This window comes from Flavobacterium sp. RNTU_13 (genome assembly GCF_046614455.1).
Lineage (GTDB): Bacteria > Bacteroidota > Bacteroidia > Flavobacteriales > Flavobacteriaceae > Flavobacterium.
The window spans coordinates 77557-91674 of the sequence record NZ_JBKJHB010000001.1; the positions used below are offsets into that span (position 1 = coordinate 77557).

The following is a 14118-nucleotide window of genomic DNA, read 5'->3' on the forward strand; positions in this document are numbered from 1 at the left end:
TGGTATTTTTTAAATGGTTACTTTTTTAACGCTGTCTATATTTTGTAAAAACCACTCATAGGTTTTCTTAATACCTTCTTCAAGGTCAATTTTGTGTTTCCAGCCCAGGTCATGCATTTTAGACACATCCATAAGCTTACGTGGCGTACCGTCTGGCTTAGAACTGTCCCAAACGATTTCACCGGTGTGACCCACAATTTTTTGTATGGTTTCAGCAAGCTCTTTTATTGTAAGATCTACACCTGTACCTACGTTATATAAATAATCCGGAAGCGTATTTTCCAGGGCAAAAATCACACCTTCTGCCATGTCGTCTACAAACAGAAACTCACGCATAGGCGTACCACTGCCCCAAAGGGTTACCGGAGTATTGCCATTTAATTTAGCCTCATGAAACTTACGCATCATGGCAGGTAAAACGTGCGATGTATTTAAATCGAAATTATCGTGGGTACCGTACAGGTTTGTAGGCATAAGGCTTACATAGTCCTTACCAAATTGTTTACGAATAGCCTCACAAGCCTTTACTCCTGTAATTTTAGCAATCGCATACCACTCATTAGTAGGCTCAAGAGAATCTGTAAGTAAATAATCTTCTTTAAGTGGCTGAGGCGCAAACTTAGGATATATACATGAACTACCTAAAAAGATAAATTTCTCTGTGTCATTTTTCAAGGCAGCATCAATAAGATTGTTCTGGATAAGCATATTCTCCATAATAAACTGATACGGAAAATTATTATTAGCCAAAATACCACCTACACGGGCTGCTGCGTCTATTATAACGTCTGGCTTGTGCAACGATATAAAATTCCTTACAGCCTCTTGCTCGCGCAAATCAAGTTCGCTGCTGGTAGCCCCTATAAGATTTGTATATCCTCTGGATTCCAGTATTCTCCAAATTGCTCCTCCCACCATTCCGCGGTGTCCGGCTATATATATTTTCTTATCTTTCTGCATTGGTTTTTATATAATTCGGTATAATATGGAACGTGCAAATTACTACAAAATGTTAAAAAACAAAAGTAATTCTTTTTTATAAAATTTTAAATACTACAAAGTTTTTTAACGTAAACAGTTATATTTTTTCACAATTTAGTAAAATAAAACGATTGATTTTATAACTAATAATAACAAACTGTAACTTCTACAGCTCTTTATTATTGATTTGAAAAAAATATCGTAGTACTACTGTGCGTTAACTTTCCCCTTTTCTAAAAAATCAAAAGATTACATTTACTTTTGATTTTTATGAAGTGCAAATTTATTAAAAACAAACCAACATAAACAGTATAATGGTAAGGTTTTTAAAAAAAACGCAATCCGGAGGCTGCTAAAGTTAAACTGCACCAAAACCTGAAGATAAAAAAGCAACGTTACAGGATTAAAATACTGTTTTTGAAATAACTTATACACTCCGGAAAAAACGAGCCCCTGCAAGAAAAAGAAAACTACAATCCCTATCCAAAGGAAATTTGCATAGGCAAACCCAAAGTTCTCGGTAGGCCATGATGTTTTACTAACGCTGCTCCGTGGCATAGGAGGACGAAAATCTTTTTGCTGTAAATAAATACTCTTAAAATAAACACCCTGATCTACCTGTGGTATACCCCCTTTATCGCCCTTGTGCATAAAGGCACCCGCGGGAGCAAAATACCCCTCCATATGCCAGGCATTAGAATTGTTAAAATAATTAGCCGCAAAAACATCTATAAAAACATACGAAAAATTGTAAAGGAAATTTTTTGACACGGTGTAACCGGGGTTTTTATCTGTAGCTATTAGCTTTTGATTACCCCCTCGCAAAATGGGTATGGCTATAATATAACTTACAAGTAACACACAGGCTATTATGCCTGCAAGAACTGTATTCTTGTTAACGCGGATTTTTTCTACATAATAATGCCAACCGCCCAAACCCGCGAAAGCTACTATCATAGCCGGTTTTCTACCACCAAAAGAGGTATACACCAAAAAGAAAAGACATAACAACAGAAAGAAATATTTTTTTGCAACCTTGCCGTAGTATCTACTCAGCAACAATATAATCAACAATACAAGCGGAAACAATTCTAAAAGAATCAACGAATATTGTCCGCCCTGTAAACCTACGCGATCTTTTAAATGGGTTAGCAAATAACCCAACCCATCTATCCTGAAAAGGAAATAGGCATACCCTGACATAGCTAATGCAAAAAGGCAAGCAGTGATCCACAATACACGGCGTGGGTTAAAAGAAAAGGAGTAATGCTCTGCAATACCTGTCTTAGGTTTAAAAACCAATATACCACAAACAAGGCTTACGTAAGCCAGCGTTTGTAGCAGTGTATAATTGTAAAATGCGGAATAAACATCGGTATGGCAAATGGTAAGTATTCCTTTAAGAAAACTATCAGGATATAAGGCCGTGAAAAAGATAAAAGGCAGGTTAAACACTGCAAACTTAATAGAAATAAAGCGCAGCGGACTGAAGACGTCTTTACTGGGCGAGGCAAAAAAAGTGCAGCTATATAAAAGACTAAACCAAAAAAAACAGAGCCAAATCATGGTGTATTATTTTTCCTGATCATAAGGTACGTTAATATTGCCAACTGCGCCACACCGGGCATTAAAAAAAGTAAATAGTTACCTGTAAATCCGTATATGGCTAAAAATACTGTGAATAAAATTGTAGGTAAAAGATAAAATAAAAGTTTACTTATACGCACCTGCTTTACGTAAACGTATAAAGCAAATGCCGAGCAAAATATTTCAGCCGCAAAAATGCCCAGCCCCGCCCCTCCATTTAACCTTAAACCAGAGGCTATAGCCATAAACACAATAGTTCCTAACAGCTTAATTAAACTATATAGCACAAACTGAGATGAAAAGTTATTCTTCTTTATAAACTCCACCATTACAAAAGTAAAGTTTTGCAAGAAAACGGTAGCAAACAAATACACCAGCAAAGGGAGATCAAAATGTAAGATATTTGCTGTAAAATACGGATAAAAAAATCTTATAAGCGGTATGCCCACTATAATGCCAAGCATTAATGGCAAGAGCGAGAAGTTCCAATATTTTTTAATAATCGAATTTATAAAGGCAAAATTATTTGTGGCAAAATTCTTTTGAATTTCCGGAAACAGGGGTTGCATTAGTACAGAGGCTATCCTGAAAAAGAAGTTAACCATTTTTTGGGTAATATTAAAAGCGGGTACTACTGCCGGGCCAAAAAAATTAGATACCAGGATTGTAAGTCCGTTTTCATACGTTTTCTCAATTAAGAAACCGGCATTTAAACCCATAGACTTTTTTAGTATAACCGCAGTTGAGGGTCCGGCGTGGTGGACACGAAAGGCTATGAGCCCGGTATTTTTTGCTACATAAAAATATACAACAGTGAAAAAAACTGCGTTAACCGCTAATACAGCAATACTGGTTAACAGCAAGCTCTTGGTAAAAAAAATAAAAACCGCTATAGCTATAACTTCAAAAAAATCAAGCATAAACTGTAGCTGCATGGTTTTACGTATTTTACCAAATGGCTCAAACAAGCGCACTATAAATGAACCGGAATATTGATGCAACAACCTGGACAGTACTAAAAACAGACACACCAACCCACCCTGGTTAACTGTGAGATAACTATAATTAACCTTTAAAAATGAAGAAAGCAATACGGGATTACACATTACATACCCTATAACGAGCTGTAATAGTATAACCCATATTGCTGCCTTTATTATACTTTTTACTAAAGGCGGAACACGAAGCCCCGAATGGTAAGAAATATTTATGTAGTTAATACTGTAGTGCAAAAAGCCATTACCAAAAGCGGTTATTAATGACGCCGCATTAAAAAGCAATAACCATAAAGAGTATTTATCTTTACCTACAGCGGTGAGAAACAAAGTAGCTAACAACAACTGGCGCATAAAGCTAACGCCTATAGACGCCCCGCCCCATTTAACAGCACCAAAGTAACGCAGATACTCTTTAAACACTACAACACATTGTTATTTTACTATTATGCGTAAAAAACGCGCAATAAATTTGCTTGATTAATCCAGCAACGTAGAGTTAGCTTTTTCTAACTGGCTATATACATTTTTAACCTCTTGAGAATGGTCTTTATGCAGTATAAGGTTAGCCGTAGCCGTATGCACAAAAATAGTGTTTTCTAAACCAAGGAATGCCGTGTAGTTATCTGTTCCTATAACCATATTACCAAACTCGTCTACCTTGTGCCCCATTTTATGAAGGTACTCGTAAACAGAATCAAAAGAGCCAAGGTCTGACCATTTAAATGTAGCAGGTACTACCTTAATTTTTTTGCTACGCTCCATTACTGCGTAGTCAATACTGATTGAAGGTATTTTTAACGAAAGTTCTTCATCAAGCCTTCCGTTGTCACTTTGTTCCCATGCAGTAAGCGCCGCAGCGTATACATCGGGCTGAAACGCCTTTAGCTCATCCAGCAGTACACTGGCTTTAAAACAAAACATTCCACTGTTCCACAAAAAGTTACCGCGGTCTATAAACTCCTGAGCAGTAACCTGATTTGGTTTTTCACGGAAGGAAACTACCTCGTCTCCTTTGTGCTCTATGTAACCATAACCGGTTTCCGGCTTTGTAGGCTGTACACCAAAGGTAACTATAAACCCGTTAGACGCCTTTTCTACAGCTTCATCTATGGCCTTTTTATATTCTGCATCTCCTTCTATAATATGATCTGAAGGAGTTACTATTAAAACATCGTCTGGTTGCGAAGCAAATGCAGCGAAAGCTATTGCCGCGGCAGTATTTCTTGGAACCGCCTCTACTATGTCCAGGTAGTTAACGTTACAGGCATTTAGTATCTCTTTAGATAGATGACAGTTATCCCTGCTGCCCACTACAATTACATTACTTGCAAAAGCATTATTGCGTTCTGCTGTCATTTCAAATAATGATTTACCGCCAAAAATTGCAAGATATTGCTTTGGCCTGCTTTTCCTTGAAAGTGGCCACAGACGGCTTCCCACCCCTCCGGTGAGTATCACATGTGTAACTTTGCTCATTCGTTTTTTTTTTAATAGTAAGACTTAAACCATTTATTGTTTCTATAGCACCGCCGGGTTATACGGCACTATTATATGCAATTTACTATCTACAGATAGCTTTTTAATATTCCGCTTCAGAAAAAAATGGCAGCAATTGGTCTTTTTCAGAAACTATAACCGCTTCTGCTGCAAATCCCCAGTCTATACTTAGGGCCGGATCGTTGTACCTGATACCCCGTTCCTGCTCCCTGTTATAATAATTGTCGCACTTGTAAGCAAACTCTGCCACATCAGACAATACTAAAAAACCATGGGCAAAACCTTTAGGCACAAACATCTGCCTTTTATTATCTGCACTTAATATTGCGCTTACATACTTACCAAATGTGGCAGAATCAGCACGCAGATCTACAGCAACGTCTAAAACTTCGCCATGTATGACCCTGACTAGCTTAGCCTGCGCCGCATCGCCTATCTGGTAATGGAGGCCCCTAAGCACCCCTTTTGAAGAAAACGACTGGTTGTCCTGAACAAAATCTACATCAAGACCGGTAACCTGCTTAAACGTTTGTTTATTATAACTCTCGTAAAAGTAACCTCTGCCGTCGTTAATAATTTTTGGCTCTAATATAAAGCAGCCCTCAATACTTGTATGAACTATATTCATTATTTTGTTTCAATCAATGACAGGAGTTTTTTTCCGTAACCGCTCTTTAAAAGCGGTTCGCACAAGCTCCTAAACTCTGCTTCAGAAATATATCCCATTTCGTAGGCAACTCCTTCCACTGCACCTATTTTTAATCCCTGACGTTCCTCTATAACCTCTACAAACTGCGAGGCCTGCATAAGCGACTGAAACGTACCGGTATCTAACCAGGCGGTGCCCCTGTCTAAAATACTAACTTTTAACTTATTATCTGCCAGATAATATTTATTTACGTCGGTTATTTCAAGTTCGCCGCGCGCACTTGGGCTAATACTCTTAGCTATGTTAACCACATTATTGTCGTAAAAATAAATTCCCGGTACAGCGTAGTTAGATTTTGGCGTTAAAGGTTTTTCTTCTATAGAAAGTGCTTTACCATTTTCATCAAACTCTACAACACCATAACGCTCAGGGTCATGAACGTGGTAAGCATATATAATACCACCATCGGGGTCTGTGTTACTTTGTAACAACTTACCCAAACCTGCTCCATAAAATATATTATCCCCCAAAATAAGGGCTACTTTATCATTCCCTATAAATGCTTCACCTATAAGAAATGCTTCGGCAAGGCCATTCGGATGTTCCTGAACTTCATAATAAAATGCACAGCCGTATTTTTTTCCATCACCCAAAAGCTCTTTAAAAAGTGGCAAATCTTTTGGGGTAGAAATAATAAGTATTTCTCTTACACCAGCCATCATTAATGTAGATAGCGGGTAGTAAATCATAGGCTTATCGTACACAGGCATAAGCTGTTTACTAACTGCCAGTGTAAGCGGATGTAAACGTGTACCCGAGCCGCCTGCTAATATTATTCCTTTCATATATTTTGCATGGCTGGGTTATACCCTGTTTATATATTGATCCGTATAGTAATTCATGTAGTCGCCGGAAGTTACATTTTTTAACCATTGCTGGTTGTTTAGAAACCAATCAACGGTAAAGTTAAGACCTTCCTCAAATGTTACCGAAGGTTTCCAGCCTAATTCCTTGTTAATTTTAGAAGCGTCTATAGCGTATCTTAAGTCATGCCCTGGCCTGTCTTTAACATACGTTATCAGTTTTTCGCTTTCGCCAGCCGGCCTGCCCAGCTTAGCATCCATAATTTTACACAGAAGCTTAACTAAGTCTATATTTTTCCACTCATTAAAACCACCTACATTGTATGTTTCGTGGTTTTTACCTTCATGAAACACCAGGTCTATTGCCGCTGCGTGGTCTACTACAAATAACCAGTCGCGGGTGTAATTACCGTCTCCATAAACCGGCAGTGGCTTGTTGTTTATAATATTATTTATAAACAACGGTATAAGCTTTTCAGGAAAATGATTAGGCCCGTAATTATTACTGCAATTTGTTATAACATAGGGCAACTTATAGGTTTCGCCGTAAGCCCTTACAAAATGATCTGAAGCCGCCTTACTCGCAGAATACGGAGAATTTGGCGCATAAGCAGTCTGCTCTGTAAAAAGCCCGGTGGCACCCAATGTACCATAAACCTCATCTGTACTTACATGGTAAAATCGTTTCCCTTCAAAATCATTTGCCCAGCGCTCTTTAAAAGCGTTAAGTAAATTTAGGGTTCCGGTTACGTTAGTTTGCACAAAGGCAAGTGGATTAGTAATAGAACGATCTACATGCGATTCTGCTGCAAGATGTATAACCGCCTCAAAAGAATGCTGTTTAAAAAGTGCTGATATTACAGATGCATCTGTAATATCAGCCTTAATAAACGTATAATTTGGTTTATTTTCTATATCACTTACGTTTTCCAGGTTACCGGCATAGGTTAAAGCATCCAGATTATAAATTTCATAATCAGGATAGTGGTTTACAAATCTACGCACCACGTGAGACCCTATGAAGCCGGCTCCTCCGGTTATAAGTATTTTTTTCATTTACGCACTGTTTGATAACGGGCAAAGGTACTATTTTCCTATAGCCTGGAAAACAAATCCTATTTCTTTAAGTTTGTCTCCGTCAAGCAGGTTCCTTCCATCAAACACAAACGCAGGCTTTTTCATATTATCATAAATACGCTGCCAGTCATATTCTTTAAACTCATCCCACTCTGTAAGCACAGCAATGGCGTGAGCACCTTCAAGAGCCGCATAAGGATCATTGTAAACAGATACACCTTTAGCATTTTCTTCTTTAGACCTTGTGTTAAGGTAATTAAGGTCTGAATAAACCTGTGGCTCCTCTACTTTAGGGTCAAACACGGCAATATTTGCCTGCTCAAACAACAGGTCATCGGCAACGTAAATAGCTGCAGACTCACGGGTGTCGTTTGTATCTTTTTTAAATGCCCAACCAAGGAAAGCAATCTTTTTACCCGATACAGTATTGTAAAGTGTTTTTACAATGTTTGCTGCAAAACGCCTTTTTTGGTGGTCGTTCATTATGCAAACCTGCTCCCAGTAGTCAGCCACTTCGTCAAGTCCGTATGATTTTGCTATGTATACAAGGTTAAGGATATCTTTTTGGAAACAAGAACCACCAAAACCTACAGATGCCTTAAGGAATTTAGGGCCTATTCGGCTATCCATTCCTATTGCCCGCGCTACTTCATTTACATCGGCTTCTGTTCTTTCACAAAGTTCAGAAATCGCGTTTATAGAAGATACTCTTTGCGCGAGGAAAGCATTGGCCGTAAGCTTAGAAAGCTCAGAAGACCAAACGTTTGTAGTAAGGATACGCTCTTTAGGAATCCAGTTAGCATATACTTCTGCAAGTGCTTCCATAGCTTCTTTTCCGCCTTCGGTAGTTTCACCACCGATAAGAACCCTGTCGGGGCTAAGCAGGTCTTCTACTGCCGTACCTTCTGCAAGGAATTCAGGGTTAGAAAGTATTTGGAATTTAACTCCATTTCCTGTATTGTCAAGAATGCTACGTACAGCCTCTGCAGTACGTACAGGAAGTGTAGATTTTTCAACAACAATTTTATCTGTTTTTGCAACGGCGGCTATCTGCCTGGCACAAAGCTCTATATATTTAAGATCTGCAGCCTTACCTTTACCTAATCCATAGGTTTTTGTAGGGGTGTTTACAGAGATAAATATCATTTCTGCCTCGTCTATTGCCTTATCAACTTCTGTACTAAAGAACAGGTTTCTGCCCCTTGCCTGTGCTACAACATCAGCCAGACCAGGCTCGTACACCGGAAGGTTATCCAGGTTTTCGTTGTTCCATGCAGCAATCCTTGCCTCATTTAAATCTACAATAGTAACTTTGATATGAGGACATTTAGCGGCAATTACCGCCATTGTAGGACCACCTACATATCCTGCTCCAATACAGCAAATGTTTTTTACTCTACTCATTACAAAAAACCTTATTTATTTTAAACTATCGTTACGAAATTAACATTATTTAAAAAATTACAATAACTGATTTAGAAAATTTTTTTAAAATCATATACAACACTAACCGGCTTGCATATATCTTCTAAATGTATTGCTTTGAATTCACTGTGTCCCACACCGGCAAATACTGCGTCGTACGTACCCAACGGCAATTCTTTATAACTTGTAAGCCCATACTCATGAAACACTTCTGCCGGATCTGCCCACGGATCATATAACGTTATATCAATGTCATACTCCTGAAGGGCTTTTACCACGTCTACAATTTTAGTATTACGCACATCCGGGCAATTTTCCTTAAAGGTAATACCAAGCATAAGCACTTTAGAGCCGTTTACAGCAATACCCGCCTTAATCATTTTTTTAACCAATTGCGAAGCCACATACTCCCCCATACTGTCGTTAAGACGCCTGCCCGCAAGGATAATTTCAGGATGATATCCTGCCTCCTGTGCTTTCTGCGCAAGGTAGTAAGGATCTACCCCTATACAATGCCCACCTACCAGACCGGGCCTAAACGGAAGAAAATTCCATTTTGTACCGGCCGCTTCCAGTACCGCGTGGGTATCTATATCTAAAAGCGAAAATATTTTAGACAGCTCATTTACAAAAGCTATGTTTATATCGCGCTGAGAATTCTCTATTACCTTGGCTGCCTCAGCCACTTTTATACTCGATGCTTTGTGTGTACCGGCAACAATTACAGACCTGTACACCTCATCAATTACATCTGCCGCATGTGCTGTAGATCCTGATGTTATTTTTACAATTTTTTCTACAGTATGGTTTTTATCGCCTGGATTTATACGCTCTGGCGAATAACCTGCAAAAAAATCCTCATTAAACTTCAAACCACTAATTTTTTCCAGCACCGGCACACATTCTTCCTCTGTAACACCCGGATACACGGTAGACTCATACACCACCACATCTCCCTTTTTAAGCACTTTGCCTACAGTTTCACTGGCTTTATAAAGTGCGGTAAGGTCTGGCCTGTTATTTTTATCTACAGGTGTAGGTACAGTAACAATGTAAAAATTACAATCTTCTATACCATTAAGCTCAGAGGTAATGTACAAACCACTTTCCTTTGGCACAGTAGTACACAACACGTCGTGTAATTGACCGGAGCTTACCTCTAGGGTTACATCATTACCTTCTTTTAACTGGGCAACTCTATCTTGTTTTATATCAAATCCCACAACGGGATATTTCTTTGCCATTAAAACTGCCAGTGGCAGCCCCACATATCCCAGTCCTATTACTGCTATCTTCATTACTCAGAAACCGGTTTTAAATTTTCCCAATACCATTTCACTGCCTCCCGAAGCCCCTCATCCATACTAAACTCCGGTTTGTACCCCAGCAAATCTTTCGCTTTATCTATACTGGCTAAAGAATGTGGTATGTCGCCTGCGCGCTCCGGACCGTAAACAACATCTACATTGGCTATTTCGGCATCAAACTCAGAAAGGTATTTTTTTAAACCATCAATAAGGTTGTTAAGCGTAGTACGCTCACCATAAGCCACATTATACACTGTATTAACAGCTAAAGGGTTCATGGTAAATAACGCACGTTCATTTGCCTGCACTACATTGTCTATGTACGTAAAATCCCTGGAATAATTTCCGTCTCCGTTAATTACAGGGCTCTCGTGCTGCATAAATAACGCTACAAACTTTGGTATTACCGCTGCGTAAGCACCGTTAGGATCCTGCCTGCGACCAAAGACATTAAAATACCTCAGCCCTATGGTTTCCATTCCGTATACTCTGCCAAAAACATCGGCATACAACTCATTAACATACTTGGTAACCGCGTAAGGCGAAAGCGGCCTGCCTATAACCTCTTCTACTTTAGGTAGTCCCTGGCTATCGCCGTAGGTAGATGAACTTGCAGCATACACAAAGCGCTTAACATTAGCATTTCTGCTGGCTACAAGCATATTAAGAAAACCACTTACATTAACATCATTTGTGGTTACCGGGTCTGCAACAGATCTGGGAACAGAACCTAAAGCAGCCTGGTGCAACACATAGTGTACACCTGCAACTGCTTTTTCGCAGTCGTTTATGTTGCGTATATCGCCTTCAATAAATGTAAATAACGGATGAGATAATAAATGTTCGATGTTTTTTTTGTGACCTGTAGCCAGATTATCAAAACAAACCACCTGAAAATTTTTACCAATGAAATTATCGCACAATGCAGAACCTATAAATCCTGCGCCGCCGGTTATTAAAATCTTTATTTCAGCGTTTTCCATAAAAATCCTTATTCAAAAACCGGCCTCCCCCTTCGGTTGCAAATATAAATACTAAAATTTTAACAAAGTGTTATTTATATGTTTAGTTTAACTTTTTTCCAAATACATAGTAAACCACATATTATATTGCAAAATATGCAAATTACCTGTTTATGCTAACGTTACATATTTTTAATCGCATTCTCAAACGGTACTCGGTGTATTATACTTCGTCCCAGTGTTACCTCATCGGCAAACTCTAGCTCATCGCCCACGGCTATACCCCTGGCAATAGCCGATGTAGCCACGCCTGAGTCTTTAACCTGACGATAAATGTAGAAGTTAGTAGTATCGCCCTCCATGGTACTGCTAAGGGCAAAAATCAACTCTTTAACACCGCCTGCCTTTACCTTTTCTACCAGGCTACCAATGTTTAACTGGCTGGGGCCAACACCATCTATCGGAGAAATTTTTCCACCTAAAACGTGGTAAATCCCTTTAAACAAACCTGTATTTTCTATAGCCATAACATCGCGTATATCCTCTACTACACATATTAGCGAAGTATCGCGCATGGGATTGGCGCAAATAGTACAAATCTCGGTATCGCTTATGTTATGGCAGCTTTTGCAGTACTGAATGTCGTTCCTCATTTTAAGCAGGGCATCGCTAAGCAGCTGGGTTTGAATTTCGGGCTGGCGTAGCAAATGCAGTACCAGCCTTAATGCGGTACGCTTTCCTATACCGGGCAACTGGGAGATTTCTGCCACGGCATTTTCAAGTAATTTAGACGACATTTCCATAACCCCGCAAATATATAAAATTAAAACCGCACGTGCTATTTACGGCAAAGGCTAAGCAGTTTTCAAAAATTTTTATTTGCTTTGCGAAACAAACATGAAAAAATGAGCCCAGTAACCATACTTACCATAATCGTTATCTACTTTGGTGTACTAATACTTATATCCCGTTTAGTAAGCCGCAACGACAGTAGCAACGACACTTTTTTTAAAGCCAATAAAAACAGCAAGTGGTACCTGGTTGCTTTCGGGATGATAGGTACAGCACTATCTGGGGTAACGTTTATATCTGTCCCCGGGGAAGTAGGCGCTCCGAGTGGCGAGCAGTTTAAATACTTCCAGTTTATACTGGGCAATGCTTTGGGCTTTATCATTATAGCCAAAGTGCTGCTGCCATTATATTACAGGCTGAATTTAACATCAATATACGGTTATATAGAAGGCAGGCTGGGATATTACAGCTACAAAACCTCGTCCATGATTTTCCTTATAAGCCGCACCATAGGTTCGGCATTCAGATTATATTTGGTGGTTATTGTACTGCAACGCTATGTTTTTGATGCTTTTGGAGTACCGTTTTGGGTTACAGTGCTTATATCGCTGCTGCTCATCTTTGCCTATACCTATAAGGGCGGATTAAAAACAATCATTATAACCGACTCGCTGCAAACATTTTTTCTGGTATCATCGGTATTCTTTACCATATACTTTATTTGCGACAGCCTTAACCTAAGCCTGCCACAGGCCTTTGAAACCGTAAAACACAGCAACTACTCCAAAATATTTTTCTTTGAAGACTTTATAGGCAGCCGTTTCCATTTTATAAAACAGGTAATAGGCGGAATGTTTGTAACCATAGCCATGGTAGGCCTGGATCAGGATCTTATGCAAAAAAACCTGAGCTGTAAAAACATAGGCGAAGCCCAAAAGAATATGTTTACCTTTACGGGTACGTTTGTAATTATCAACCTGTTCTTTTTAGGCGTAGGCGCACTACTCTACATTTATGCCAACCAAAATGGCATAGAAGTACCTATGGTAGATGGTAAATCGCGTACCGACCTGCTTTTCCCCGAAATAGCATTTCATCATCTTTCGCTGATTCCGGGAGTGGTATTTTTATTGGGTCTAACAGCCGCTACTTTTGCCACAACAGACTCGGCACTAACAGCACTTACCACATCGTTTTGCGTAGACTTCCTTAATATGGACAAACCCGAAAATGCGAAACAACAGGGTAACGAGCGCACAAGGCACTTTGTACACATTTCGTTTTCACTGCTTATGTTTTTAGTGATTGTGGTATTTAATGCTATTAATGATGCCTCTGTAGTAAGTATGATTTTTAAAATAGCATCGTTTACATACGGGCCACTTCTTGGGCTATACAGCTACGGGCTATTTATGAAAAACCTTACGGTAAAAGACAAACTTGTACCTGTGGTGTGCGTAGCTGCACCACTTATAACGCTATACCTAAGTCTTAACTCGGCTACGTTTTTTGGGAGTTATGTTTTTGATAACGAACTTATAGTAGTAAACGCTGCAATAACGTTTATCTTGCTGCTATGCATCAGCAAAAAAAAAGCACAAACCATTAAAACTGGTTCGTACTAAGCAACACCAGCGTACAGGCTATTTCGGGCTCAATTTGGTTGTTTTTAAGTAACTGTATAAGTTCCATATTCTCTGTACCGGGATTAAAAATAACACGCTTAGGCTTTAAGCCAATAATGTAATCATAATACGGTTTTTGGTTCATAGGGTTCAGGTAGAGGGTTACGGTATCTACGCCTTCAAACGGGGCAGCTCCTTTTTCTATCTTGATACCATCAAGGTCGTCTTCTTTTTTACCCATAGCCACTACCGGATGGCCATAACGCTGGAGCATTTTAACCGCTTTATAGGCGTATCGGGTAGGTTCAGTACTGGCACCCATAACCAGTGTTTTCTTCGTTTCCATTTTATAGTA

Annotated in this window: 13 protein-coding genes; 1 reads left to right on the top strand and 12 read right to left on the bottom strand. The window is 39.2% G+C overall.

What is annotated here, in order from left to right; all coding sequences use genetic code 11:
• Positions 1-9: 9 nt before the first annotated feature.
• From ACLI08_RS00325 to recR, 11 genes are all read right to left on the bottom strand, one after another.
• Entirely contained in the window at positions 10-960 is a 951-nt protein-coding gene (locus ACLI08_RS00325; RefSeq protein WP_411426461.1) for a GDP-L-fucose synthase family protein, read from the bottom strand.
• 276 nt (positions 961-1236) lie between these two features.
• Complete coding sequence (locus ACLI08_RS00330; RefSeq protein WP_411426462.1) at positions 1237-2547, bottom strand: hypothetical protein; 1311 nt, start codon at positions 2545-2547, stop codon at positions 1237-1239.
• The gene (locus ACLI08_RS00335; protein WP_411426463.1) at positions 2544-3986 is read right to left on the bottom strand and encodes a hypothetical protein; all 1443 of its coding nucleotides are present in this window, start codon (positions 3984-3986) and stop codon (positions 2544-2546) included. Before ACLI08_RS00335 ends, ACLI08_RS00330 begins: the two co-directional genes overlap by 4 nt.
• A gap of 57 nt (positions 3987-4043) precedes the next feature.
• A complete protein-coding gene (locus tag ACLI08_RS00340; protein ID WP_411426464.1) occupies positions 4044-5042 on the bottom strand; it encodes a mannose-1-phosphate guanylyltransferase in 999 nt (332 codons plus the stop codon).
• Positions 5043-5145: 103 nt separating this feature from the next.
• Complete coding sequence (gene rfbC, locus ACLI08_RS00345; protein WP_411426465.1) at positions 5146-5691, bottom strand: dTDP-4-dehydrorhamnose 3,5-epimerase; 546 nt, start codon at positions 5689-5691, stop codon at positions 5146-5148.
• The gene (rfbA, locus tag ACLI08_RS00350) at positions 5691-6557 is read right to left on the bottom strand and encodes a glucose-1-phosphate thymidylyltransferase RfbA (RefSeq protein WP_411426466.1); all 867 of its coding nucleotides are present in this window, start codon (positions 6555-6557) and stop codon (positions 5691-5693) included. Before rfbA ends, rfbC begins: the two co-directional genes overlap by 1 nt.
• Positions 6558-6575: 18 nt before the next feature.
• Positions 6576-7631, bottom strand: coding sequence for a dTDP-glucose 4,6-dehydratase (gene rfbB, locus ACLI08_RS00355; protein ID WP_411426467.1), 1056 nt, complete (start codon positions 7629-7631; stop codon positions 6576-6578).
• A 30-nt stretch (positions 7632-7661) separates the two neighbouring features.
• Positions 7662-9056, bottom strand: a complete 1395-nt coding sequence (locus ACLI08_RS00360) for a UDP-glucose 6-dehydrogenase (RefSeq protein WP_411426468.1) — start codon at positions 9054-9056, stop codon at positions 7662-7664.
• A 71-nt stretch (positions 9057-9127) separates the two neighbouring features.
• The gene (locus tag ACLI08_RS00365; protein WP_411426469.1) at positions 9128-10375 is read right to left on the bottom strand and encodes a nucleotide sugar dehydrogenase; all 1248 of its coding nucleotides are present in this window, start codon (positions 10373-10375) and stop codon (positions 9128-9130) included.
• Positions 10375-11367 carry an SDR family oxidoreductase gene (locus ACLI08_RS00370; RefSeq protein ID WP_411426470.1) on the bottom strand — a complete coding sequence of 331 codons (993 nt, stop codon included), beginning with the start codon at positions 11365-11367 and terminating at the stop codon, positions 10375-10377. The genes ACLI08_RS00365 and ACLI08_RS00370 overlap by 1 nt, the downstream gene beginning before the upstream one ends.
• A 161-nt stretch (positions 11368-11528) precedes the next feature.
• Positions 11529-12149 (bottom strand): recombination mediator RecR, encoded by a 621-nt coding sequence (gene recR / locus ACLI08_RS00375; RefSeq protein WP_411426471.1) that lies wholly within the window; start codon positions 12147-12149, stop codon positions 11529-11531.
• Between the two features lie 102 nt (positions 12150-12251).
• Between recR and ACLI08_RS00380 the strand changes: the two genes are divergently transcribed.
• On the top strand, positions 12252-13763 hold the full coding sequence (locus ACLI08_RS00380; protein WP_411426472.1) for a sodium:solute symporter: 1512 nt from the start codon (positions 12252-12254) through the stop codon (positions 13761-13763).
• On the opposite strand, the gene ACLI08_RS00385 is transcribed toward ACLI08_RS00380, so the two are convergent.
• Complete coding sequence (locus tag ACLI08_RS00385) at positions 13744-14109, bottom strand: CoA-binding protein (RefSeq protein ID WP_411426473.1); 366 nt, start codon at positions 14107-14109, stop codon at positions 13744-13746. The genes ACLI08_RS00380 and ACLI08_RS00385 overlap by 20 nt on opposite strands.
• Between the last annotated feature and the right edge of the window lie 9 nt (positions 14110-14118).

Coding starts and splice junctions, on each gene's coding strand:
- ACLI08_RS00325 (WP_411426461.1), bottom strand. CDS start 960: ATGCAGAAAGATAAGAAAATATATATAGCCGGACACCGCGGAATGGTG.
- ACLI08_RS00330 (WP_411426462.1), bottom strand. CDS start 2,547: ATGATTTGGCTCTGTTTTTTTTGGTTTAGTCTTTTATATAGCTGCACT.
- ACLI08_RS00340 (WP_411426464.1), bottom strand. CDS start 5,042: ATGAGCAAAGTTACACATGTGATACTCACCGGAGGGGTGGGAAGCCGT.
- rfbC (WP_411426465.1), bottom strand. CDS start 5,691: ATGAATATAGTTCATACAAGTATTGAGGGCTGCTTTATATTAGAGCCA.
- rfbA (WP_411426466.1), bottom strand. CDS start 6,557: ATGAAAGGAATAATATTAGCAGGCGGCTCGGGTACACGTTTACATCCG.
- rfbB (WP_411426467.1), bottom strand. CDS start 7,631: ATGAAAAAAATACTTATAACCGGAGGAGCCGGCTTCATAGGGTCTCAC.
- ACLI08_RS00360 (WP_411426468.1), bottom strand. CDS start 9,056: ATGAGTAGAGTAAAAAACATTTGCTGTATTGGAGCAGGATATGTAGGT.
- ACLI08_RS00365 (WP_411426469.1), bottom strand. CDS start 10,375: ATGAAGATAGCAGTAATAGGACTGGGATATGTGGGGCTGCCACTGGCA.
- ACLI08_RS00370 (WP_411426470.1), bottom strand. CDS start 11,367: ATGGAAAACGCTGAAATAAAGATTTTAATAACCGGCGGCGCAGGATTT.
- recR (WP_411426471.1), bottom strand. CDS start 12,149: ATGGAAATGTCGTCTAAATTACTTGAAAATGCCGTGGCAGAAATCTCC.
- ACLI08_RS00380 (WP_411426472.1), top strand. CDS start 12,252: ATGAGCCCAGTAACCATACTTACCATAATCGTTATCTACTTTGGTGTA.
- ACLI08_RS00385 (WP_411426473.1), bottom strand. CDS start 14,109: ATGGAAACGAAGAAAACACTGGTTATGGGTGCCAGTACTGAACCTACC.